The organism is Lactococcus sp. LG1074 (genome assembly GCF_017309525.1).
GTDB classification, from domain to species: domain Bacteria; phylum Bacillota; class Bacilli; order Lactobacillales; family Streptococcaceae; genus Lactococcus; species Lactococcus petauri.
This window is the reverse complement of the sequence record NZ_CP071293.1, coordinates 493,529-516,260: the sequence shown is the minus strand read 5'-3', so window position 1 is coordinate 516,260 and position 22,732 is coordinate 493,529. Positions and strand designations below refer to the sequence as shown.

The window sequence follows — 22,732 nt, the reverse complement described above, 5'->3', positions numbered from 1 at the left end:
ATCATCTTTTTAGTAAAAAAAACGTTAGACCTACTAACGTTTTTTTATTTCAAATTTCTTTTGCACTTAACTCTGTTTGACTCAAGCGTTCATACCACAACTTTCGTGTACGGGAAAGTGTGGCAAAGAGAATATCTAATAGAGGTAACAGAAGAAGAATGAAAGAAAGGACTACCATTAAGAAATTTTGTCCCAGTTCTTTTTGTGGAATATAGGCTGAACGTTGTAAGAAATAAGACAAGAGACCAATCATCCCAAAATTAACGAAAGATAAGAGTTGTCGACTTAAAATCTTCCAACGACTTCCTTCTATCCTTATCTTAAGAAGTTTTTGGCCAAAAGTGACACCAAAAATGACTGGAATCCCCACAAATGTAATAAGCATTGCTATATAGAAATGAGGTACAATGTTTGCAATAATATTTGCTAAAACAAAATCTACGCCAAAGGCAATACTACGACGTATCATCCCAATCTGAGCAGGAATGGCTTGTTTGGCATCCAAATCTGGTAAAACCTTAACAAGTAGGCAAGCAATCCCAAAACCAAGCAAACTTCCTAGCGTATTAATCATTAAATCATCAACATCAAAAAGACGATAAGGACGAGGATAAAGACCAAAAAGAGCCGAACGCTGTAAAAGTTCAAACGATAAGGTGAGCATGAAACTCCACATTAAGGTTTGCGAAAAATTACGCTTAAAGAGGTAACGCAAATATATCCCAAATGGCAACGTCAAAAGAAGATTAAAAAAAGGTTGGATGAAACTTGGTGCTTTCAAGGCCATTAGCCATGTAGAAGGCTCGTTAAGTACCAGCGGGTTGTAAGCGATGAACTGACGTACAAATTCAAAGGGAACAAGATTTTGCTTAGGACCTGTCATCTGTGCAACCTGTGCCACATCAGGCAAAGGAAAAATAGTCATCGCATAAGCACAAACTATATAAAGGACAAAAGAAAAATTGACAATAAACCGCCAAGGGTTAACACGTCCATATTTACGATATTGAACAATCATATAAGGAATAAGGCTCAGCAAGAAAAAAACAAAGAAGAGCAATACACCTATTTGAATAGCATGGAGATAAGTAAGCATAGAAATCCTTTTTTAAAATTTTATCTTTATTATAACAAAATTTATAAATGGAGATTGTGAGCCAGTTTAAAGAAATAGCTTAAATCAAGTGGAAGTTGATATTATTACTGCTGCTCACACCCTGTTTATACATCAAAGGCTTGCGCATATTTGATACACCCCGAAATATTTTTTAGTGCATTGGGTTGTAAAGGACGAATCATAAAAGCTTCTGCTGGAACGTCAAATGGTGCCGTAACCTTATATTTTTCAGCAGATACATAGCCAAAACGAGAATAATATTGGGGATGCCCCAGAATACTTATAAAAGGGAAATCTTGTTGAACGGCACGCTTTTCCAACTCTTTCAGCAAATTTTCTCCCACTTTTTTACCTTGCCAAGAAGGTAAAACAGCTAATGGCGCAAGAACCAGCCCTGTAAAACTTTCTTTATCGTTGATAATCTCGACTTCACTTAGTAAACCATAACCAATAATTTTTTCTCCTTCAGCGGCGACAACTTCTAAACCATCGACATAGCTACAATCTGTCCGAATCTTTTCCACGAGCTCTGCTTCATTACCATAACCATGTTCGGACCTGCTAAATGATTGACGAATTAACTGCTCAACTTCTCTATAGTCTTTTCGCCCAATACTTCTTATTTCCAAAGTTGACCTCCTTTATTTATAGAAAAACAAACGGAATACCTTTACTCCGTTTGTTCCTTTAAAAATTGATTGATTACAAGAGTTCTCGTGCTTTTTCTTCGATGAAACCTGCCACTTGATCAATCGTTTTTCCTGTACTGTCTAGTAAAATTGCATCCTCTGCTTGTTTTAGAGGGGAAACTGCTCGTGTACTATCCTTACGATCACGTTCGGCGATTTCCACTTTGAGTTTTTCCAAATCAGTAGGAATATTTTTTTGTAAATTTTCTTTATAACGACGCTCTGCTCGTTCATCCACAGAAGCCACGAGGAAAATCTTCAAATCTGCATGAGGTAGGACAACCGTACCAATATCACGTCCATCCATGATAATGCCACCTTCGTCAGCAATGCGCTGTTGCTCAGCAACTAAAAATTCCCGTACTGGAGCTAAAGCAGAGATTTTTGAAACATTCTGTGTTACTTCGTTTGTACGAATAATCTTAGTAATATCCTCTGTTCCTAAAAATACAAGTTGTCCATCAGCTGTATTTTTAAAGAAAATTGGTTTTTTCTTGATCACATCAATAATTTTTTGAGGATCCTCCGTTTTGTTTTGGAGGGCAACCAAAGTTGCAGCACGGTACATCGCACCTGTATCTAAATAGATAATCCCAAGATTTTGTGCAACGATTTTAGCGACAGTTGATTTTCCGCTTGAGGCGGGTCCATCAACAGCAATTTGTAACTTTATCATGTTTCTTTCCTATATATGAATACTTTTTATTATTTTAATTTTAATACTTGCCCAGGTGATATTGGTGAACCATCGGCATTGTATCCTGTTGCTGAGATATTATTAAGGCTGGCAATTACAGACCATGCAACACCTGTCTTCGCTGATATCTTACTTGGATCGTCTCCAGCTACAATAACATAAGTTCCACCCTCTTCAGTGGAAGATTCTTCAGTGGTTGGCGGTGGAGCTACAGTACTTTCTTCTGGTTTCACTTCTTCAGTAGTCTGTTCTGTTTGTTGCTCCGTGGTTTGCTCTACAGTTTTTTCTGGATTTTCCTGAGCAAATCCACCGCTATGTTGCGTTTGATTATTCCAAAGAATAAAGGCAATCATGAAACCAACCAGTAAAAACATCGTCACGACAGTAAAGGTTAAAGCACGTGAAGTTAATGACTTGTTATTGTGTTTTTTTCTTGGCTTGCTGCCCGAACGACTTTTTTCGGAATCTGCTTTCATGGCCTTATAGATTTCTTTATCCCACGGTTCTTTTTCTGCCACATCTTTTTCCTTTCCTTTTTTATTTTTTTATATTATCATCATTGTATGAAAGTAAACATAATACCAGAAAATTGTATTGCATGTGGCCTTTGTTATTTACATGCTCCAGATGTCTTCGATTACCATGATAACGGTATCGTTAAATTTAATAATTCCGATAAACTGGAAAAAGAATATTTTTCTGATGATAAAATAATAAGTGCAGCCAAGGCTTGCCCAACAGCTGCGATAAAGATTACCAAATCTTAAAACCTTAAACTCTGATATTTATTTTACCATAAAATTACTTCTTTATCTAACTATTTCGTGATTTTTAATTAGGTATTTTCATTATATATACAGCTTGTTTTTGATTGACAAGTTGTTTTTATTTTCGTCAGTTAAATTAAAAAATCAGATTTATGAAACCAGTTTCACAAATTTTTGCAAATGTTTTCAATTTGTAGTATACTAGGACAGTAATAATTATATTATATAAAAATTTATAAGGAGGTTACTCAATTGAGTATCGGAATTGTTATTGCGAGCCACGGTGAATTCGCTGCGGGCATCAAGCAATCTGGTTCAATGATCTTCGGTGAGCAAGAGAAAGTACAAGCTGTTACTTTCATGCCTAACGAAGGACCAGACGACTTACGCGCCAAAATCGAAGCCGCTATCGCAACATTTGATGCTGAAGATGAAGTCCTTGTCCTTGCTGACTTGTGGAGCGGTTCTCCATTTAACCAAGCAAGTGCTGTTATGGGTGCCAATCCAGAACGCAAGGTAGCTATCATCACAGGCCTCAACTTGCCAATGCTTATTCAAGCCTACACAGAACGTATGATGGATGCTTCTGCTGGTGTTGAACAAGTTGCTGCAAACATTATTAAGGAAGCTAAAGCTGGTATCAAAGCATTGCCAGAAGAGCTTAATCCTGCTGAAGAAAGCGCTACACCAGCTGAAGCTGGCGTAAACGCTGCCGCTATCCCAGAAGGTACTGTTGTTGGTGATGGTAAGATTAAAATTAATCTTGCACGTATCGACTCACGTCTTCTCCACGGTCAAGTTGCTACTGCTTGGACTCCAGATTCAAAAGCAAACCGTATCATCGTTGTTTCTGACGCTGTTGCCAAAGATGAGATGCGTAAAACACTTATCACACAAGCTGCACCTCCAGGTGTTAAAGCCAACGTTGTCCCTATCAAGAAAATGATTGAAGTTGCTAAAGATCCACGTTTTGGTGAAACTAAAGCTCTTCTCTTGTTTGAAACTCCTCAAGACGCACTTGCTGCTATTGAAGGTGGCGTACCTGTAGAAACACTTAACGTGGGTTCTATGGCACACAGTACAGGTAAAACAATGCTTAACTCAGTATTGTCTGTAAACAAAGATGATGTTGCCGCTTTTGAAAAGTTACGTGATCTCGGCGTTAAATTTGACGTTCGTAAAGTCCCTAACGATTCTAAATCTGACTTGTTTGCTTTGATTAACAAAGCAGACGTTAAGTAAAATTAAATATTATTAGGAGAAATTTATAAAATGAGTATTATTTCAATCATTTTAGTTCTTATCTTCGCGTTCTTAGCTGGACTTGAAGGTATCTTGGACCAATGGCAATTTCACCAACCAATTATCGCCTGCTCATTGATCGGTATCGCTACTGGTCACATGGCTGCAGGGATCATCTTGGGTGGTTCATTGCAAATGATCGCCCTTGGTTGGGCTAACGTTGGTGCCGCTGTCGCACCTGACGCTGCACTTGCTTCTGTCGCTTCTGCTATCTTGATGGTTCAAGGTGGTAACTTTGACTTGACACACATCACTGGTGTTATCGTACCTGCCGCTATCTTGTTGGCAACTGCTGGTCTCGTACTTACTACATTGGTTCGTTTCCTTTCAGTTGGTATCGTTCACTTAGCTGATGCTGCTGCTGAAAAAGGTTCTTACTCAGGTGTTGCTGGTTGGCACATGTTCGCACTCCTTCTTCAAGGTTTGCGTATTGCTATCCCTGCTGCAATCATCCTTGCTATCCCTGCTGAAACAGTAACTGCTGCCTTGAACTCAATTCCTGATTGGGTTTCTAAAGGTCTTGCTGTTGGTGGTGGTATGGTTGTTGTTGTTGGTTACGCAATGGTTATCAACCTCATGGCAACTAAAGAGCTATGGCCATTCTTCTTCCTCGGATTTGTACTCGCACCACTTTCTTCAATCACTTTGATTGGTATGGGTATCCTTGGTGTTGTTATCGCTCTTATCTACCTCAATCTTTCTAATACTGCTGGTAACGGTGGAACTGCTTCTTCAAGTGGTGACCCAATCGGCGATATTCTCAACGATTATTAATTAGGAAGGAGATTTTATAAAAATGGAAAATACAAATAAAAAGTTTAGCCTTTCTAAAAACACACGCTTGAGCGTTATGTTCCGTTCAATGTTCCTTCAAGGTTCTTGGAACTACGAACGTATGCAAAACCTTGGTTTCCTCTATTCAATCATCCCTGCATTGAAACAGTTCTACAAACCAGGTTCTGAAGAAGCTAAAGAAGCTTTGAAACGCCACATGGAGTTCTTCAATACTCACCCATACGTAGCCGCACCTATCGTCGGTGTTACATTGGCCCTTGAAGAAGAAATCGCTAACGGTGTTGAAATCGATGAAGCAGCTATCCAAGGTGTGAAAGTCGGTATGATGGGACCTCTCGCTGGTATCGGTGACCCAGTCTTCTGGTTCACAGTACGTCCTATCGTTGGTGCCATCGCTGCCTCACTTGCAACTGGTGGTTCTATTATCGCTCCAATCTTCTTCTTCGTTGTTTGGAATGCAATCCGTATCGCTTTCTTGTGGTATACACAAGAGTTTGGTTACAAACAAGGTACTGCAATTACAAGCGACCTCGGTGGAGGAATGCTTCAACAAATTACTAAAGGTGCATCTATCCTTGGTATGTTCATCCTTGGTGTATTGATCCAACGTTGGGTTAACATCAGCTTCACTGGTCCTAACGCTATGCTCCCATCTAAACCTTTGGCAGATGGTGCTTACGTTGGTGAATGGATCGACAAAGCAGGTAAAGTCGTTGTTCAAGGTGCCCAAACAGGTACTACAGGCGACGGTGTTGCTAAGTTTGATTGGTTAGACCAAGCAGGTAACGTTGTTGGTAACGGTGTTGCTGGTCAAGACGGTTTCGCACATTACGTAACTGTTGATCAACTTAACACAGTTGACGGTTCTACATTGCACAACATCTTAGGTCAAGTATCATCTGGTCTTGGCTTGAGCCCAGAACAAACACAATCACTTCAAGACGTGTTCAATTCATTAATTCCTGGATTTATCGCATTGCTCTTGACTTTCCTTGTGCTTTGGATCTTGCGCAAATGGAAAAACAAAAACGCACCATTGTTCATCATCATTGGTATGTTCGTTCTTGGTATCGTACTTCACGTTGCAGGTCTTGCTTAATAAGATTTTAAAACAAGAACAAAATCGTCGTGTACTCGCGGCGATTTTTTATTAAGATTATTTTTGCTATAATAAATATATTATAATATCGTTAGGAGCACTAAATTGGCACAATCACTGAATACTAAAGTCGACTTTACCACTGCTGGTATTGCTTATCTTGGCTTTGCTGAATATGGTAAAATTATGATTGGAGACCGAGCTTTCGAGTTTTTCAATGATACTAATGTTGAAAAGAACATGCAATTCCCTTGGGCCTCTATTAAACGTGTGGAAGGTGATGTTTCTGTTTCCAAAAACGGAAAAGTAAAAATTGGACGTCAGTTTATCATCGTCTTTCGTAATGAGCAAAAAGTTCGTTTTGCTGCCAAAGAGTCTGGAACTGTCTTAAAATACATCCGACAATATATTGGAAATGAAAAAGTCGTCCGTCAAAAAGGATTCTTTGATAAATTCTTTAGCCTCTTCCGCCGTAAAAAGAAATAAGAAATAGCCTCCATCGGGGGCTATTTTTTTATAAAAAAAAAACACACTGCACATGCACCATGATTTTCTAGATTAAGTATCTGTTCCGTTTCGTTCACGTCTAAATAAATTAAAATATAGGCGATCTAAAATCTTGTCACGGTAGTCCTTTCGTCCAATAAAGCGTGTGACTTTGCTGAAAATATAACATGACAAGAGAGTGACAGCAAAGTTTGGAAAGGCTAGATAAGTCGCTAAAGATAGTCCCATAACGACGATATCAATCCCAAACAAGACACGGTCAATCGTAAATTGCCAGCGATCTTCCATAATTCGACTCAAGAGGATTGAACCGCCAAAAGTCCCGTTGGATACTACAACAAGTCCTGCACCTATTCCTGATAAAATACCGTCAGAAATACCAGCGAAAATAATTTGATTAAATTGAAAACCGTTAATTCCCATCGCCTCATAAGCCAGCATCCATAAACTCATCGCAGCTGCACCAGGAACACTCAGCAAAAGCTCTTTTCGGCTCAACAATTTCCACCCAAAGAGAAACAAGGGAATATTTACTACAAAGAAAGTCAGTGCTGGGTTGATTCCAAAAACAAAATCAACAAATACTGAAAAACCTGCAATCCCATTACTTGCTAAGTAATTAGGAATAACAAAAAGTCTTACCGATAAAATATAAAAACCCACTCCTACAATAAGAACAATTAAATCTTTTATAAACTGCTTATCTATCTTTACTCCAATGATCGACATAGGCCCCCCTTTATTCTATAATACCATTTAGGAATTTAAAGAACTAATGATTTATGAGGCGCTTGCAAAGTTTTAAATTTTCTGATAGAATGACATTAGAAGTCAGTTTTGAGACTATCTTTTTCAAGAGAGCTTGTGGGTGGTGAAAACAAGTAAAGATTCTTTAAACATTCTGCTTCTTGTTTGATTTTATCCTATGAAAATAGGAACGTGTTTCTCGCGATAAGGGAACTAAAGTCCTATCCTTATGATAGGAAATTTAGGTGGAACCGTGCTTATAGCGCCCTAATTCTTCTTTCAGGAGAATTAGGGCTTTTTATTTTATATTAAAAGGAGATTTTATGCTTGATATCAAAAAAATCCGTGCAGACTTTGACGGAGTAGCCGCAAAATTGGAAACACGTGGTGTTAAAAAAGAAACACTGCAAGAACTCCATGAACTTGATGTACGCCGTCGTGAACTGATCGTACAATCTGAGAACTTAAAAAAAGAACGTAATGCCGTATCTGATGAAATCGCGTTAGTTAAACGTGAAAAAGGCGATGCATCTGAAAAAATCACTGCCATGAAACAAGTTTCTGCTGATATTAAAGTTATTGATGCTGAACTTGCTGATATCGAAGAAAAGTTGACCACTTACACAACAACGCTTCCCAACTTGCCACATGATGATGTGCCTGTAGGTGCTGATGAAGATGATAATGTTGAAATTCGTCGTCATGGTCAAACGCCTGAATTCAGCTTTGAACCTAAACCTCATTGGGACTTAGGAGAGTCTCTTGGTATCCTTGATTGGGAACGTGGCGGTAAAGTTACCGGTTCTCGTTTCCTCTTTTATAAAGGCGCTGGTGCGCGTTTAGAGCGCGCCTTGTATAACTTTATGTTGGACGAACATGCTAAAGAAGGTTATACTGAAATGATTACGCCTTATATGGTCAATCAAGATTCTATGTTCGGTACAGGTCAATATCCAAAATTCAAAGAAGATACTTTTGAAGTAAATGATGATCGTGGTTTTGTGCTCATTCCTACTGCTGAAGTACCTTTGACTAACTACTACCGTGGTGAAATCTTGGATAATGCTGAACTCCCAATCTACTTCACAGCAATGTCTCCTTCATTCCGTTCTGAAGCTGGTTCAGCTGGCCGTGATACACGTGGCTTGATTCGTTTGCATCAATTCCATAAAGTTGAGATGGTCAAATTTGCACGCCCTGAGGAATCTTACAATGAACTAGAAAAAATGGTTCTCAATGCCGAAAACATTCTCCAAAAACTCGGTTTAGCTTATCGTGTAATCGCACTTTCTACAGGCGATATGGGCTTCTCTGCCGCTAAAACTTATGACTTGGAAGTTTGGATCCCTGCCCAAAATACTTACCGTGAAATTTCAAGTTGTTCAAACTGTGAAGATTTCCAAGCACGTCGCGCCCAAATCCGCTATCGTGATGAAGATGACAAAGTTAACCTGCTTCACACTTTAAATGGTTCTGGACTTGCTGTTGGCCGTACAGTTGCTGCAATCCTTGAAAACTATCAAAACGAAGACGGCTCAGTAACTGTCCCTGAAGTTCTTCGTCCATACATGGGTGGTTTAGAAGTTATTAAATAAAACAAAAAAACTTGCAAATGCAAGTTTTTTATTTTACAACTCAACGATATTCCCAGATTTCAAGTAAACGATCCATTCACAAAGGTTAACCGCATAGCCGGTAATGCGTTCCAAGAATACAAGAGTCATCAAGTAATCTTTACCTGTCGTGATTGTTTCTGTATTTTCTTTCATTGCTTCCAAGATTTTTTCTTGGATTTCACCGCTCATATTTTTAACCGTTTGGTATTGGTCTGCGATTTCACGCGCACGTTTATCATTGCCTTGAATATAAGCATTCAAGGAAGCATCAACCACTGATTTCACTTTTTCACCTAACAGGGAAATGTCTTCTTCGACTTCATGGATGCGCTCTTCACCTTTAAGGTTGATTGCCGCCTTAGCGATTGAAGTTACATGATCGCCCATACGTTCCAAGTCACTTGAGGCTTTAAGCACTGTGATAATCGTACGTAAGTCTCCTGACACTGGTTGTTGTAAAGCAATCATTTCCAGTGATTTTGTTTCTAATTTTGTTTCCAATTGGTTAATCATTTCATCACTTGTAATGACATCTTCTGCCAACTCACGATCATGACTCACAAAGGCACGAACTGCTTTATTCAATTGTGCAGATACTTGTGTTCCCATTGAATAAAATTGGTTGTGAAGTTTATTGAGTTCTTCTTCGAATTGTGTACGTAACATTTTTTCTCCTCTTAACTAAGCTCAGAGCAATAGGTGCTCCTTACATCATACCATATTATCCAAACTTACCAGCAATATAATCTTCTGTTTCCTGTTTTTCAGGGTTAAGGAAGATTTTTTTCGTATTGTCCATTTCAACCAAGTCACCATTAAGCATGAAGGCAGTACGATCAGAGATACGTGAAGCCTGTTGCATGCTGTGCGTAACAATAGCCAAAGTATAATCTTCTTTAAGTTCTAAAAGTGTCTCTTCTACATGCCCTGCTGAAATCGGATCTAGAGCTGACGTTGGTTCATCAAGCAAGATGATTTTAGGATTGACAGCAAGCACACGTGCGATACACACACGTTGTTGTTGTCCGCCAGATAACCCAAGCGCTGAAGTATGAAGGATATCTTTTACTTCATCCCAAATATTTGCAGCCTTAAGTGAATTTTCAACGACTTCATCCAGCAAAGCTTTGTCTTTTACACCTTTGAGACGCAAACCATAAACAACATTTTCATAAATCGAAAATGGAAAAGGATTTGGTTGTTGAAAAACCATGCCGATTTCTTTACGAAGATCTACGGTATCCACTTTTGGACTGTAGATGTTATGTCCTTTATACATAATTGCGCCCGTAATTGTTACTGTTGGAATTAAATCGTTCATGCGGTTAATTGAACGCAAAAGCGTTGATTTTCCACATCCAGAAGGGCCAATAAGTGCTGTAATCTCATTAGGATAGAATTCCATATTGATTTGATTGAGCGCTTTTTTCTTACTATAATACAGCGAAAGGTCGCTGACTGTTAAAATTGCTTCTTTTGTCATATTGTCCTCTCGATTATCCAAAGTGTCCTGAAACATAATCTTCTGTCGCTTTAAGATTTGGCTGTGTGAAGATTTTGCTTGTCTCATCGTATTCAATTAAGTCGCCTGAATAGAAGAATGCTGTATAGTCAGAAACACGACTGGCTTGTTGCATGTTGTGCGTAACGATAATGATCGTATAGTCTTTCTTAAGTTCGGTCATTGTTTCTTCAATTTGCATTGTAGAGATAGGATCCAAAGCTGAAGCTGGCTCATCCATTAAGATAATTTCCGGTTTAACCGAAAGGGCACGTGCAATACATAAACGCTGTGCTTGACCACCAGAAAGGGCTAAGGCTGACTTGTTCAAGTTGTCCTTGACTTGCTCCCATAAAGCTGCTTGCTTAAGCGATGTTTCCACGATTTCATCTAATTTTTTCTTATCTTTTATGCCTTCACGACGATGGATAAAAGCGATATTTTCATAGATTGATTTTGGGAAAGGATTTGGTCTTTGGAAAACCATACCGATTTGCTTACGGACTTCGTAAACATTGACTTTAGGGTCACTGATATTGACACCTTCATACATGATTTCACCTGTAACTCGTGCACCATCAATCGTATCATTCATACGGTTAAGCGCGCGGAGATAAGTTGATTTACCAGAACCTGAAGGGCCAATTAAAGCCGTCACTTGATTTTTAGGAAATTGCATAGAGACACCATGAATTGCTTCTTTTGTGCCATTATAGAAAACCCGCAAATCGTTTGTTGAAAGAGCGATATTTTTGTCGAAAGTCAAAATGTGATGTTCGTTCCAATCATAAGTTGCCATATTTTTCTATATTCCTTACTAATTTCCAGATGTGAGTTTCTTGTGGAGGCGATTTCCGAGGAAGCGTGCCCCAAGGTTGAACAGCAATACAAAGATAATCAGTACTGCAGAAGCTCCTGCAGAAATCTGAGTTGCTGTTGCGATTGTTCCTTCAGTGTTCAAAGCCCAAATATGTACGGCCAATGTTTCAGCAGGACGGAAGAGTGACAATGGGCTTGTCAATGACATAGGATTCCAGTTGGCCCAGTTGATTGGCAAGTTGGTTTGACCCGCAGTATAAATCAAAGCTGCCGCTTCACCGAATACACGTCCTGAAGATAAGATAACCCCTGTTAAAATCCCCGGTACTGCTGCTGGTAAAATGACTTTAGTGGCTGTTTCCCATTTTGATAAACCGAGAGCCAAGCCACCTTCACGTTGCATTGTCGGAATGGCACGGAGTGATTCCTCCACATTACGTGTCATCAAAGGTAGGTTGAATACTGTGAGAGCGAGGGCACCAGACAAGACAGAGAAACCAAGGCCAAACTGAATAACGAAGAGCAACATACCGAAGAGACCCACAACGATTGAAGGAAGTGATGATAATACCTCAATCGCTGAGCGAACTGCACCAGTCAACCAATGTTTTTGATTGGCGTATTCTGAAAGGTAAATTCCCGCACCCAATGAAAGTGGAATTGAGATAATTAAAGTCACAACTAATAAGTAAACTGAGTTAAAAAGTTGAATAGCAATACCGCCGCCAGTCAATGGATTTGACGGTGTTGTTAAGAATTCCCAAGATACAAAAGGTAAACCTTTAACTAAAATATAAATCAAGAGAAAAGCGAGTATTGCAACAATGATACCTGAAAGTGCATAGAGCACGCCAGTGGCAATTTTATCTGTGCGTTTTGCATTCATTATTTAAGGCTCCCTTTCTTAGCGATAGCACGCATCGCAATATTAAATACCAATGACATAAGGAGAAGGAGGAGGCCAAGTGACCAAAGGGCATTCAATTGAATACCTGGTGTCGCATTTGGAATACCTGATGTCAAAATTGAAGTTAGAGTTGAAGCCGGAGAAACCAAATCTTGTGGCATTGTTACGGCATTACCAACAACCATTTGGATGGCCAAGGCTTCACCAAAGGCACGCGCCATACCAAAGATTACTGCAGTTAAAATCCCAGGTGCTGCGGCACGCAGTAAGACACGCCAAATGGTTTGCCAACGTGTTGCCCCTAAACCAAGGGAAGCTTCACGATAATGAGGTGGGATGGCTTTAAGCGCATCGACAGTCATTGAAGTAACTGTTGGTAAAATCATAACAAAGAGTACGAACACACCCGCAAGCAAGCCAAGGCCTGTTCCACCAAATGTATTACGGATAATAGGTACAACAACAGTCAAACCGATAAATCCATAAACAACTGAAGGGATACCTACCAAAAGTTCAATAACCGGTTGCAAAATTTTCGCACCATATTTTGGCGAAATTTCTGTCATATAGATTCCTGCTCCGATGGCAAAAGGAGTTGCCACCAAAGCTGAAAGCACAGTAACGATTAAAGAGCCCGCAAACATTGGTAAAGCACCAACTGCAGGTTTCCCGTCAGGGCCGATTGCTCCAGGCTCCCAATGTGTTCCAAAGAGGAAACGGAACGGATTCACACCATCCACAAAGAAAGTTGAAAGACCTTTTTGAGCGACAAAGACCAGAATAAGTCCAACGACAAAAACGATAATTGCGATACACAAGAATGTCAATGTCCTACCAAATTTTTCCAAGCGTGAATCTTTTGAACTTGAAAGTAATTTTTCTTTAATTTTTGAGTTTTCCATAACTACCTTACTAATTATTTAATTGGTGTAACTTTACCTTTATAATCACGATCAATTTTCATCTCCGTTACTGGGATATAGCCGAGTTTTCTCAGCGTTACTTTGTCATTTTTGACATAGCTGATAAAGCGATTTTCTACAAAGTTCTCATTTTTATTGTTGGTATACATATGTTCGTAAGACCAAATTTTCCACTTGTTGGTTGTTACATTTTTATCTGTAGGTTCAACCCCGTCTAAGTTCAATGGTTTAATCCCTGGTTTATGGATATAAGGGAACGAAACGTAAGAGATTGCACCTGGTGTTTGACCAACCAATTGTACAACCGAACCTGAAGCATCTTGTGTAGGGCCATCAATTTCACGCGCACCATTCAAGGCAAGGTTATCAAAATTAACACGTGTTCCAGAACCTGCTGTCCGTCCGATAACCGTAATTTCTTGATCTGGACCGCCAACTTCTTTCCAATTTTTTACTTTTCCAGTGAAAATATCAATAAGTTGGTCTTGAGTGACATTGGATAGGTCCAGATTTCGGTTTACGATTGGTGCAAAGCCAACGACTGCAACCTTATTTCCTGTAATTTTAGAAGCATCAATTCCTGATTTTTCTTCCGCAAAGATATCTGAGTTACCAATTTGGAAAGAACCTGCGACCACTTGTGCAAGTCCAACACCTGAGCCTCCACCTTGAACCATAATAATATCTTCTGGATATTTCTTCATATAGTCCAAGGAAACTTGTTCAACCAGTGGTTTCATTGCCGTTGAGCCACCTACTGTGACTTGATTTGAGTTGGGCGCACATGCCGCTAAAGTCACAAGACTCATTGCTGCAAATAAAGCCATTAAAATTTTCTTTTTCATATCCTTATTTTAGCATAAATCAACCATAAATAAGCAAAAGCTTACCGCTTACAATGTAAACAGTTTGTAAATGGAACGGCAAAGAGAGCACCTGAGACACGGCCCAAGTACTCTTGCTCTTTGCATCATCATTAAGAACAAGGATTTTCTAAAAGAATAAGGTTTTGTAAAGTAAAACCAAAGGTATGAAAAGAAAATTTTAATGCTTTACTCTGCTCACTCTTATTTCTTATTTATTTGTGATTTTTCCTTGAGCGTCACGTTCAACTTTCATATCAGAAACCGGGATATAGCCAAGTTCCTTGATTGTTTTTGTATCTTCAGTCACGTATTTGATAAAATCTGTTTCGGCTGCTGTTTCTTTTTCTTTATTAGTATACATGTGTTCGTATGACCAAACTTTGTAGCTATTGTCTGCAACATTTTCATCTGTTGGTTTTACATTATCAATACTGACTGCTTTGATATCTTTACTCTTATCAAGGTAAGAAAAGGCAACATAGGAGATTGCACCAGGTGTTTGAGAGACCATAGTTACTGCCGTACCTGAGGCATCTTGCGTCGGACCTTCTACTTCTTTTTCGCCCCCAAGAGCTAAATTATCAAAGTTCACACGTGTACCTGAACCTGCTGCACGCCCAATTACTGTGATTTTTTCATCCGGACCTCCAACTTCCTTCCAGTTCTTCACTTTTCCTGTGAAGACATCTTTAAGTTGTTGTGTTGAGAGATTATCAATGTTAATATCTTTATTTACAATTGGAGCAAAACCAACGACAGCTACTTTATGGTCGTTCAATTTAGAAGCATCAATTCCTGATTTTTCTTCTGCAAAGATGTCAGAGTTGCCGATTTGGAAGGTTCCTGTTGAGACCTGAGTCAAACCTACACCGGATCCACCACCTTGTACAGTGATTTGAACTTCTGGTTTTTTAGCTGTGTACTCAGTTGAAGCTTGTTGTGCCATAGGTTGCAAGGCTGTTGAACCTCCAGCGATGATTTTACCTGAAGCTGGCGTTGAGCTTCCTGAGCTGCTATTAGACGATGAATTGCCATTTCCACAAGCTGCAAGCGTCAACAGAGCTGCACCAGCGATAATTCCAGAAAGTAACTTTTTATTCATGAGATTTTCTCCAATAATTTTCTATGTTCTCCGTAAGCTCTTTCGCTTACAATACTATCTTAACACTGTTGGCAACCTCTAATTGTAAATGCTTCGTAAATACTAGGTAAACGCTAAGTAAACGGTTTTACTTTTTATTATTGCTACAAAAAAAAGCAAGAAACAATTGTCTCTTACTTTTTAGCGATTGTAGGCCTTGATTTGACGAGCAATATCACGATTTTGCTCTTTACGTTTGAGTGTTTCACGCTTGTCGTACTGTTTTTTTCCTCGTGCGAGTCCCATTAAAACCTTGGCAAAACCATTCTTCAGATAAACTTTTAAAGGAATAAAAGTAATTCCGGTTCCTGTCAACTCCTTCTCAATCTTCACGATTTCTTTTTTCTTAAGTAAAAGTTTACGCGTGCGCAGTTCATCCACATTAAAGATGTTTCCTTGCTCGAAAGGTGCAATATGAACATTTGAAAGCCAAACTTCACCATCTCGTACCCGAGCAAAACCATCTTTAAGTTGAATTTTTGCCTGACGAACCGATTTGATTTCTGTTCCTGTTAGAACAATCCCTGCCTCAAACGTTTCAAAAATTTCATAATCATGCCGGGCCTTTTTATTTTGGGCCAGGGGCTTATCTACTGTATTTTTTACCATAATTTTATTATAGCAAAAAAGTAGGGATGTTGCTTTTCTTTCAAAAGTTTAGCTTCAAATTTTTCGATTAGTTATTGCTTAAATCTTGCCCATTTGAAGCAATCACTTTTTTATACCAGTCAAATGATTTCTTCGGTGTACGTTTTAGGGTTCCATTTCCCTGGTCATCACGATCAACATAGATAAAACCATAACGTTTAGACATCTCGCCTGTTCCAGCAGATACCAAGTCAATACAGCCCCATGAAGTATAGCCCAGAAGCTCGATTCCGTCCAACTCGACTGCTTTAATCATTTCTGAAATATGTTCAGCCATATAAGCGATACGATAATCATCTGCTACATAACCTGTTTCATCTGGTTTATCTATAGCTCCTAAACCATTTTCAACAATGAAAAGTGGTTTTTGGTAGCGATCGTAAAGTGTATTCATGGTTGTGCGTAGCCCCACAGGATCAATCTGCCAGCCCCATTCAGATGCTTTGAGATAAGGGTTTTTAACTGAGGCGAAGATATTACCTGATGTTTCTTCATCCCCTTCTTCCTGAACTTTCGCAACGCGGCTTGAATAGTAAGAGAAGGATACAAAATCAACAGTATTCTGAGCAAGAAGTTCCTCATCACCTTCAAGAATAGGCAAAGTAAGGCCCTCACGTTCCAGCTGTTTCAAGAAATAATTTGGATATTTGCCACGTGCTTGTACATCAATCAAGAAAAGATTCTCACGGTTTTTATCGAGCGCTTCACGAACATTTTCTGGTTTTGAATCCCAAGGATAGTAATCTCCAGCAGCTACCATACAGCCAATCTTATTTTCCGGATCTATTTGGTGGCCAATTTTTGTCGCCAAGGCTGAGGCAACAAGTTCATGGTGTGCTGCAGTAAAGAGGACTTGGTCACGATTCTCTCCTTCTTCAATATAAACACCTGCACCCATAAACGGAGCGTGCAAGAGCACATTGATTTCATTAAAGGTAAGCCAATATTTGACCAGACCTTTGTAGCGTGTAAAGAGGACAGTGACTAAGTTTTCATAAAAACCAACCAACTTACGATTACGCCAGCCCCCATATTCTGTTACCAAGTGCATTGGAATGTCAAAATGCGTAATGGTCACTAAAGGCTCGATATCATACTTACGTAGCTCTTTAAAGACCTTTTCATAAAACATTAAGCCTTCTTCGTTAGGTTGAGTTTCATCACCTTTTGGGAAAATCCGCGACCAAGCAATAGACATACGGAAAGTTTTAAATCCCATTTGAGCAAACAAGGCAATATCTTCTTGCCAGTGATTGTAAAAATCAATAGCTTCATGTCCAGGATAGAAAAGTCCTTCTTCTGGCTGCAAATGCTTTTCAAGTCCTAAAATAATAGCTTCACGGCGTGAGCCATGTGGGGCCAAATCCACATTGGCAAGTCCGCGACCACCTTGATCCCAGCCGCCTTCATATTGGTTGGCAGCTGTTGCACCGCCCCAGAGAAAATCTTTAGATAATGGCATTATATGCTCCTTTGTATAATTTAGATTATTGTAGATACATCATCGGAATGTATGCGTTATCAATATTTTCATTATAGCAAAAATTATCAGAGCAATCTGTCGGAAATATGGAAAGTCTGTTCCTATTTCTCGAAACAAAAGGCTAAAAAACAACCCATATTATTTTGTTAACTTCTCTTAAATATACATATCACGCTGTTCCAACCAATTCCTTAATAATACGAAAGAGTACCTGAGAGCGTTTGCTTCCATTTTTTGAAAAAGGTATAATAAATGCACAAATAAAAAACTGGAGAGCTCTTAATGAAAGAATTGTATTTAATGCGCCACGCTCAAACTCTATTTAATATGCAAGGGCGCACGCAAGGTTGGAGTGATTCGCCACTGACACCAAAAGGAATCGATGATACGCTTAAGGCAGGAGAACGACTTCGAGCAAAACGACTTTGCTTTGATGCCTTCTACTCTTCCACACAAGAGCGGGCTTCTGACACTCTAGAATTGTTATTTCCCAATCAAGAATATAGCCGCCTGAAAGGTCTTAAAGAAATGAATTTTGGAGCCTATGAGGGGCATAGTGATTACTTGGAACCTATAGATAAAACGACATACTTCAAAAATTTTGGTGGTGAAAGCAGTCATCAGGTCTCTGAGCGGATGTACCAAAGTTTATCAGAATGTTTAAACAAGCACGATAAGGTTTTCGCCCTTTCTCACGGTGCAGCAATGCATTTTTTTACTCAGGAGAAGATTTTTAACTTTGAGAGTCAACCTCCTGTGCCACTCGGTAACTTGGCTTGCCTTCATTTTACTTATGATGAAGGAATCTTTACCTTTATCGAATCAATCTCACTGTTATAAAAAGGCATCTTTCTCATCGAGCATAGCCGATGCCTTTTGAACTTTCTAGAAAATTTTAAGGATATAAAAATGATAGGGGACAGCACTTCTTGTTCTGGCTGTATTAGCTGTGGGACAAAACGAACTTCCTTCAGGAGTAAGTACTGGTTTTATCGCCGTTATTATCATGTCTTTAGGCTTATCTTTAGGTTCAACAACAGGCTTTGCCGTTAATCCTGCACGAGATTTAGGTCCTCGTCTTGTGCATATACTCTTACCACTTAAACATAAGGGGACTTCTGATTGGGCATATGCTTGGATTCCGGCAATTGCACCTCTTGTTGGCGCTGTTCTGGCCGCTTTATTATTCAAGCAACTGATTTATTAAACAAATAAAAAGCAACTTTAAACAAAGTTGCTTTTAAATGTGTCATCAATCAGTTTATTTTTCTTATTTTGGCGTATTTCCTGTGTCTTATGCGCTAATTGTTCTAAAATAGCCATCACAGGAAGTTGTGTCGTTAAATTCCCCAATGCGTGTACCTTTGAACCCTCATGTGCCACATTATAGGGGATAGAAATATCGGCCATATTAGCCATTGTGTTATTTACTTCATTAGTGATTGCAATAACCTTAACGCCATCTCTTTTATAGGCAACAATCTGAGCAATAATAAAGTTGGTCTTCCCAGAAATAGAGAGTGCTACAACTGTCATTGTTTTGGCATTATTTGTCATTAGTGGTTGATAAGGATCAATGACTTCAAAAGCAGGTAATCCGGCATTATTAAAATATTTTGTGCCATAATCCGCTAAGGCACCTGAAGTTCCAACACCCATAAAAACCGTATACTCGGTTTCTTCTAGGAGCTTTGCAGCCTCATCAATAAGGGCAGTATATTCAGGACTCAATAAACGTTTAGTAAAGAGCTCGAAGGCAAGAAGATTATCATACTTTGGATCTTCTGTTTTCAGCGAAATTTGGTGTTTTTGTTTTTGCAAATAAGTCTTGAGTTCATTCCAGCCTGAAAAACCTAACTTATGTGTCATACGTACAATTGTCGTAGGCGAAGCATGGACAGTCGAAGCAAATTCACGAATGGTCATGTTCATGATAATTTCTGGTGCTTTAACAACTTCCTCAAAAATTTTACTTTCCAAATCATTGAGCGCATTAAGCTTATTATCTTCAAGCATCTTTTTCTCTCCCTCTACCGTATTCCTTACTCTTGCATCCAGTATAGCACATTTTTTATTACAAAATACAGGAGCAAATAAAAACTATCAACTATAAATACAGCTCGTTTCTCCTTATAATCAGGCATTTAGACGGGATGTTTAAAACATCTCATTCATGTAATAGAACATGATGATAATGAAAAATGGAAACTAAATTTATCAAAAAGTTCCTATACAGATCACTTTTTCACATTACATTTTTTTATTTCTTCGAAATAGTAATATTGAGATGTACCTCTATATAAAAAAACTTCCAGTTAGACTTAATCAGCTACTAAAAGTTTTTTTATTTTATTATTAAGAAAGTTTGGAACCTACATTTTCGATAAGTTCTGGAATTCCAGCGGCTTTCGATCCACCAGCCATAGCCATATCAGGTTTACCCCCTCCACGGCCGTCAATGTAAGGTGCAAGCTCTTTAATCAAGTTTCCAGCTTTAACATCAGCTGTTTTACTTGCCACTAACAGGCTCACTTTTTCACCAATCTTCGCAACAAGGACAAGAACATCGGACAACTCTTTTTGTTTCCAGATGTCTGCAAGATTACGTAGACCATTTACATCTGGTACTGCAACTTCACTAGCAATATAACTTGTACCTGCTGCTTTGAGAACATTTTTAAAGACTTCATCAGATTGACTTGCAGCTAATTTACCTGCTAATGCGTCATTTTCTTTTTGAGCCGCTTTAAGTTCTTCTTGCATAGCTGTTACTTTTGACACGACTTGAGCAGCTTGTGGTGCTTTCACAACTGCTGCGACTTCATTGAGCGTATTTTCAGCATCTTTAAATGCTTCATAAGCTTTTTGGCCTGTTACGGCAACAATACGGCGAACGCCTGATCCGATACCTTCTTCTTTGATAATCTTGAAGAGACCAATTTCACTTGTTGTTGCTGTATGTGTACCACCACAAAGTTCGACAGAGTAATCACCAATTTTAACGACACGAACATTTTTACCATATTTTTCGCCAAAGAGAGCCATTGCGCCCATTTCTTTAGCAGTTTCAATATCAGTTTCTACCGTTTCCACAGCTAATGATTGCCAAATCACTTCGTTAACTTGACGTTCGATATCAGCCAATTCTTCCTTGCTTACAGGAGCAAAGTGTGTAAAGTCAAAGCGAAGGAACTCTACTTCGTTAAGTGATCCTGCTTGAAGTGCATGTTCACCTACAATATTGTGCAATGCTGCATGGAGCAAGTGAGTTGCTGTGTGATTTTTAATGATACCATGACGGCGTTCTGCATCAATTTCAAGTGTGTAAGTTTCACCGACTACAAGAGTAGAGAGAATGTCAACCATATGGAGATTTTGACCATTTGGTGCATGTTGAACATCTTTAACTTCTGCAACAACTTTGCCTGCAGCATTTTTAATCACACCGTGGTCAGAAACTTGTCCACCCATTTCTGCGTAGAATGGTGTTTTATCGAAAATAAGTTGCGCTTCACCGCTTACAGTATCCACTTTTTCATCATCTTTAACTGCCACAAGAAGTTTGCCATCATATTTTTCAACATCATAAAGGAATTCAGATTCTTCTTTAATAGATTGAAGTGTTTCGTTTTGTGCGCCCATTGAACCACCTTTAACGACAGCAGCACGTGCACGATCTTGTTGCTCTTTCATCGCTGCTTTAAAACCTTCATGGTCAATCTTGAAACCAGCATCTTCAGCTAATTCTTCAGTTAACTCTACTGGGAAACCATAAGTATCGTAAAGGCGGAAGATATCTTGCCCTTCAAGCATTGTCTTGCCTTCTTCTTTAAGTTTGGCAAGCAATTCATCTAAGAGTTTGCTTCCACCATCAATTGTACGGCCAAAAGCTTCTTCTTCACGGTCAATAATTTGCATGATAAAATCTTGTTTTTCAAGAACTTCTGGGTAGTATGACTCCATGATTTTACCAACAACGGGAACAAATTGAGCCAAGAATTTACCTTCAATGCCTAATTTTTTACCGTGCATAACAGCACGACGAAGAAGACGGCGAAGAACATAGCCACGTCCTTCATTTCCTGGCAAAGCACCGTCACCGATAGCAAAGCTAAGTGCACGGATATGATCCGCAATAACTTTAAAACTCATGTTGTCGCTATCTGGATCGTAAGTTTTACCAGAAATACGTTCAATTTCACGAATGATAGGGAGGAAAAGATCCGTATCAAAGTTTGTTTTACCACCTTGGATGATACAAACCATACGTTCAAGTCCCATTCCCGTATCAATATTTTTCTGTGGCAACTCTTTATATTCGCTACGTGGAATAGCTGGATCAGCATTAAATTGTGACAAAACGATATTGTAGATCTCGATGTAACGGTCGTTCTCGATATCTTCAGCCAAGAGTTTCAAACCAATGTTTTCAGGATCGTAAGCTTCACCACGATCAAAGAAAATTTCTGTATCTGGTCCTGAAGGTCCTGCACCAATTTCCCAGAAGTTGTCTTCGATTGGAACTAAATGACTTGCATCAACACCGAGCTCCACCCAACGGTTAAATGTATCTTTATCATCAGGGTAGTAAGTAATGTAAAGTTTTTCTGCTGGAAAATCAAAATATTCACTACTTGTAAGCATCTCCCAAGCATAAGCTAGAGCTTCTTCACGGAAATAATCACCAATTGAGAAATTCCCCAGCATTTCAAACATTGTATGGTGACGCGCTGTTTTACCTACGTTCTCAATATCATTTGTACGAATCGATTTTTGCGCATTTGTAATACGTGGATTTTCTGGCACAACTGAACCGTCAAAATATTGTTTCAATGTCGCAACACCAGAGTTGATCCAGAGTAAAGTTGGGTCGTTCACTGGTACTAAAGATTGTGAAGGTTCAATAGAATGCCCTTTTGATTTGAAGAAATCAAGGAACATTTGACGTACTTCTGTTGAAGTCATTTTTTTCATAGCTATTCTCCTAATAAAATAATTTTCATTTACTTTCGATTTGTGAATAAAAACACAATATAAAAACAAAAAATTCATCGTAAACGAGGGGCGTCACTCACGCGGTACCACCCTCATTCACGATGAATCCATCG

23 protein-coding genes and 1 pseudogene are annotated in these 22,732 nt (G+C 39.0%); 8 read left to right on the top strand and 16 right to left on the bottom strand.

The annotated features are described in order from the left end of the window. Positions 1-49: 49 nt before the first annotated feature. From J0J36_RS02495 to J0J36_RS02480, 4 genes are all read right to left on the bottom strand, one after another. A complete protein-coding gene (locus tag J0J36_RS02495; protein ID WP_019293074.1) occupies positions 50-1,096 on the bottom strand; it encodes a VanZ family protein in 1,047 nt (348 codons plus the stop codon). A 125-nt stretch (positions 1,097-1,221) separates the two neighbouring features. Next, positions 1,222-1,746 carry a GNAT family N-acetyltransferase gene (locus J0J36_RS02490; protein WP_040086551.1) on the bottom strand — a complete coding sequence of 175 codons (525 nt, stop codon included), beginning with the start codon at positions 1,744-1,746 and terminating at the stop codon, positions 1,222-1,224. A gap of 73 nt (positions 1,747-1,819) precedes the next feature. Further along, positions 1,820-2,482, bottom strand: coding sequence for a (d)CMP kinase (gene cmk / locus J0J36_RS02485; protein ID WP_019293076.1), 663 nt, complete (start codon positions 2,480-2,482; stop codon positions 1,820-1,822). 29 nt (positions 2,483-2,511) lie between these two features. Then, entirely contained in the window at positions 2,512-3,021 is a 510-nt protein-coding gene (locus tag J0J36_RS02480) for an SAG1386/EF1546 family surface-associated protein (protein WP_004258888.1), read from the bottom strand. Positions 3,022-3,066: 45 nt separating this feature from the next. Here J0J36_RS02480 and J0J36_RS02475 point away from each other — a divergent pair, with 45 nt between their 5' ends. The 5 genes from J0J36_RS02475 (at position 3,067) to J0J36_RS02455 (ending at position 6,952) form a co-directional block, all read left to right on the top strand. Next, entirely contained in the window at positions 3,067-3,270 is a 204-nt protein-coding gene (locus J0J36_RS02475; protein WP_019293077.1) for a ferredoxin, read from the top strand. A 252-nt stretch (positions 3,271-3,522) separates the two neighbouring features. Then, positions 3,523-4,512: a mannose/fructose/sorbose PTS transporter subunit IIB gene (locus J0J36_RS02470; protein WP_017368923.1), complete on the top strand. Its 990-nt coding sequence runs from the start codon at positions 3,523-3,525 to the stop codon at positions 4,510-4,512. Between the two features lie 30 nt (positions 4,513-4,542). Further along, on the top strand, positions 4,543-5,346 hold the full coding sequence (locus tag J0J36_RS02465) for a mannose/fructose/sorbose family PTS transporter subunit IIC (protein ID WP_003134975.1): 804 nt from the start codon (positions 4,543-4,545) through the stop codon (positions 5,344-5,346). Between the two features lie 22 nt (positions 5,347-5,368). Then, complete coding sequence (locus J0J36_RS02460; protein WP_017368922.1) at positions 5,369-6,466, top strand: PTS system mannose/fructose/sorbose family transporter subunit IID; 1,098 nt, start codon at positions 5,369-5,371, stop codon at positions 6,464-6,466. Positions 6,467-6,571: 105 nt separating this feature from the next. After that, positions 6,572-6,952 carry a DUF956 family protein gene (locus J0J36_RS02455; protein ID WP_004258908.1) on the top strand — a complete coding sequence of 127 codons (381 nt, stop codon included), beginning with the start codon at positions 6,572-6,574 and terminating at the stop codon, positions 6,950-6,952. A gap of 72 nt (positions 6,953-7,024) precedes the next feature. Here the strand turns inward: J0J36_RS02455 and J0J36_RS02450 are convergent, their stop codons facing one another. After that, positions 7,025-7,702 (bottom strand): YitT family protein, encoded by a 678-nt coding sequence (locus J0J36_RS02450; RefSeq protein WP_019292032.1) that lies wholly within the window; start codon positions 7,700-7,702, stop codon positions 7,025-7,027. Between the two features lie 341 nt (positions 7,703-8,043). On the opposite strand from J0J36_RS02450, the gene serS reads away from it, so the two are divergent. Beyond that, the gene (serS, locus tag J0J36_RS02445) at positions 8,044-9,315 is read left to right on the top strand and encodes a serine--tRNA ligase (RefSeq protein WP_019292033.1); all 1,272 of its coding nucleotides are present in this window, start codon (positions 8,044-8,046) and stop codon (positions 9,313-9,315) included. Between the two features lie 33 nt (positions 9,316-9,348). Here serS and phoU read toward each other — a convergent pair whose 3' ends face one another. From phoU to J0J36_RS02400, 9 genes are all read right to left on the bottom strand, one after another. Next, positions 9,349-10,002 (bottom strand): phosphate signaling complex protein PhoU, encoded by a 654-nt coding sequence (phoU, locus tag J0J36_RS02440; protein WP_003134981.1) that lies wholly within the window; start codon positions 10,000-10,002, stop codon positions 9,349-9,351. A 55-nt stretch (positions 10,003-10,057) separates the two neighbouring features. After that, positions 10,058-10,819, bottom strand: a complete 762-nt coding sequence (pstB, locus tag J0J36_RS02435) for a phosphate ABC transporter ATP-binding protein PstB (RefSeq protein WP_004258923.1) — start codon at positions 10,817-10,819, stop codon at positions 10,058-10,060. 13 nt (positions 10,820-10,832) lie between these two features. Further along, a complete protein-coding gene (gene pstB, locus J0J36_RS02430; protein WP_019292034.1) occupies positions 10,833-11,636 on the bottom strand; it encodes a phosphate ABC transporter ATP-binding protein PstB in 804 nt (267 codons plus the stop codon). An 18-nt stretch (positions 11,637-11,654) separates the two neighbouring features. Further along, positions 11,655-12,542, bottom strand: a complete 888-nt coding sequence (pstA, locus tag J0J36_RS02425) for a phosphate ABC transporter permease PstA (protein WP_014024391.1) — start codon at positions 12,540-12,542, stop codon at positions 11,655-11,657. Further along, positions 12,542-13,465, bottom strand: a complete 924-nt coding sequence (gene pstC / locus J0J36_RS02420; protein ID WP_004258934.1) for a phosphate ABC transporter permease subunit PstC — start codon at positions 13,463-13,465, stop codon at positions 12,542-12,544. The genes pstA and pstC overlap by 1 nt, the downstream gene beginning before the upstream one ends. A 14-nt stretch (positions 13,466-13,479) precedes the next feature. After that, complete coding sequence (locus J0J36_RS02415; RefSeq protein ID WP_019292035.1) at positions 13,480-14,331, bottom strand: phosphate ABC transporter substrate-binding protein; 852 nt, start codon at positions 14,329-14,331, stop codon at positions 13,480-13,482. Between the two features lie 229 nt (positions 14,332-14,560). Next, on the bottom strand, positions 14,561-15,454 hold the full coding sequence (locus tag J0J36_RS02410; protein WP_019292036.1) for a PstS family phosphate ABC transporter substrate-binding protein: 894 nt from the start codon (positions 15,452-15,454) through the stop codon (positions 14,561-14,563). A 180-nt stretch (positions 15,455-15,634) separates the two neighbouring features. Further along, positions 15,635-16,102, bottom strand: coding sequence for an SsrA-binding protein SmpB (smpB, locus tag J0J36_RS02405; protein ID WP_019292037.1), 468 nt, complete (start codon positions 16,100-16,102; stop codon positions 15,635-15,637). 67 nt (positions 16,103-16,169) lie between these two features. Further along, complete coding sequence (locus J0J36_RS02400) at positions 16,170-17,603, bottom strand: 6-phospho-beta-glucosidase (RefSeq protein WP_019292038.1); 1,434 nt, start codon at positions 17,601-17,603, stop codon at positions 16,170-16,172. A 303-nt stretch (positions 17,604-17,906) separates the two neighbouring features. Between J0J36_RS02400 and J0J36_RS02395 the strand changes: the two genes are divergently transcribed. Together J0J36_RS02395 and J0J36_RS02390 are read left to right on the top strand one after the other, a co-directional pair. Beyond that, entirely contained in the window at positions 17,907-18,464 is a 558-nt protein-coding gene (locus J0J36_RS02395) for a histidine phosphatase family protein (RefSeq protein WP_153924583.1), read from the top strand. A 91-nt stretch (positions 18,465-18,555) separates the two neighbouring features. Beyond that, a pseudogene (locus tag J0J36_RS02390) lies at positions 18,556-18,831 on the top strand (aquaporin); the annotation flags it as partial. Between the two features lie 17 nt (positions 18,832-18,848). Here J0J36_RS02390 and J0J36_RS02385 read toward each other — a convergent pair. Both J0J36_RS02385 and alaS read right to left on the bottom strand, forming a co-directional pair. Then, positions 18,849-19,640, bottom strand: coding sequence for a MurR/RpiR family transcriptional regulator (locus J0J36_RS02385; protein WP_019292041.1), 792 nt, complete (start codon positions 19,638-19,640; stop codon positions 18,849-18,851). 339 nt (positions 19,641-19,979) lie between these two features. Next, positions 19,980-22,598, bottom strand: a complete 2,619-nt coding sequence (gene alaS / locus J0J36_RS02380) for an alanine--tRNA ligase (protein ID WP_040086562.1) — start codon at positions 22,596-22,598, stop codon at positions 19,980-19,982. Between the last annotated feature and the right edge of the window lie 134 nt (positions 22,599-22,732).

Bases quoted from the DNA above. Each gene is read 5' to 3' on its own strand.
- J0J36_RS02465 (WP_003134975.1), top strand. From the start codon at position 4,543: ATGAGTATTATTTCAATCATTTTAGTTCTTATCTTCGCGTTCTTAGCT.
- cmk (WP_019293076.1), bottom strand. From the start codon at position 2,482: ATGATAAAGTTACAAATTGCTGTTGATGGACCCGCCTCAAGCGGAAAA.
- J0J36_RS02460 (WP_017368922.1), top strand. From the start codon at position 5,369: ATGGAAAATACAAATAAAAAGTTTAGCCTTTCTAAAAACACACGCTTG.
- J0J36_RS02385 (WP_019292041.1), bottom strand. From the start codon at position 19,640: ATGCTTGAAGATAATAAGCTTAATGCGCTCAATGATTTGGAAAGTAAA.
- serS (WP_019292033.1), top strand. From the start codon at position 8,044: ATGCTTGATATCAAAAAAATCCGTGCAGACTTTGACGGAGTAGCCGCA.
- alaS (WP_040086562.1), bottom strand. From the start codon at position 22,598: ATGAAAAAAATGACTTCAACAGAAGTACGTCAAATGTTCCTTGATTTC.
- pstB (WP_004258923.1), bottom strand. From the start codon at position 10,819: ATGACAAAAGAAGCAATTTTAACAGTCAGCGACCTTTCGCTGTATTAT.
- pstA (WP_014024391.1), bottom strand. From the start codon at position 12,542: ATGAATGCAAAACGCACAGATAAAATTGCCACTGGCGTGCTCTATGCA.
- pstB (WP_019292034.1), bottom strand. From the start codon at position 11,636: ATGGCAACTTATGATTGGAACGAACATCACATTTTGACTTTCGACAAA.
- pstC (WP_004258934.1), bottom strand. From the start codon at position 13,465: ATGGAAAACTCAAAAATTAAAGAAAAATTACTTTCAAGTTCAAAAGAT.
- J0J36_RS02400 (WP_019292038.1), bottom strand. From the start codon at position 17,603: ATGCCATTATCTAAAGATTTTCTCTGGGGCGGTGCAACAGCTGCCAAC.
- J0J36_RS02495 (WP_019293074.1), bottom strand. From the start codon at position 1,096: ATGCTTACTTATCTCCATGCTATTCAAATAGGTGTATTGCTCTTCTTT.
- J0J36_RS02475 (WP_019293077.1), top strand. From the start codon at position 3,067: ATGAAAGTAAACATAATACCAGAAAATTGTATTGCATGTGGCCTTTGT.
- J0J36_RS02395 (WP_153924583.1), top strand. From the start codon at position 17,907: ATGAAAGAATTGTATTTAATGCGCCACGCTCAAACTCTATTTAATATG.
- phoU (WP_003134981.1), bottom strand. From the start codon at position 10,002: ATGTTACGTACACAATTCGAAGAAGAACTCAATAAACTTCACAACCAA.
- J0J36_RS02450 (WP_019292032.1), bottom strand. From the start codon at position 7,702: ATGTCGATCATTGGAGTAAAGATAGATAAGCAGTTTATAAAAGATTTA.
- J0J36_RS02410 (WP_019292036.1), bottom strand. From the start codon at position 15,454: ATGAATAAAAAGTTACTTTCTGGAATTATCGCTGGTGCAGCTCTGTTG.
- smpB (WP_019292037.1), bottom strand. From the start codon at position 16,102: ATGGTAAAAAATACAGTAGATAAGCCCCTGGCCCAAAATAAAAAGGCC.
- J0J36_RS02415 (WP_019292035.1), bottom strand. From the start codon at position 14,331: ATGAAAAAGAAAATTTTAATGGCTTTATTTGCAGCAATGAGTCTTGTG.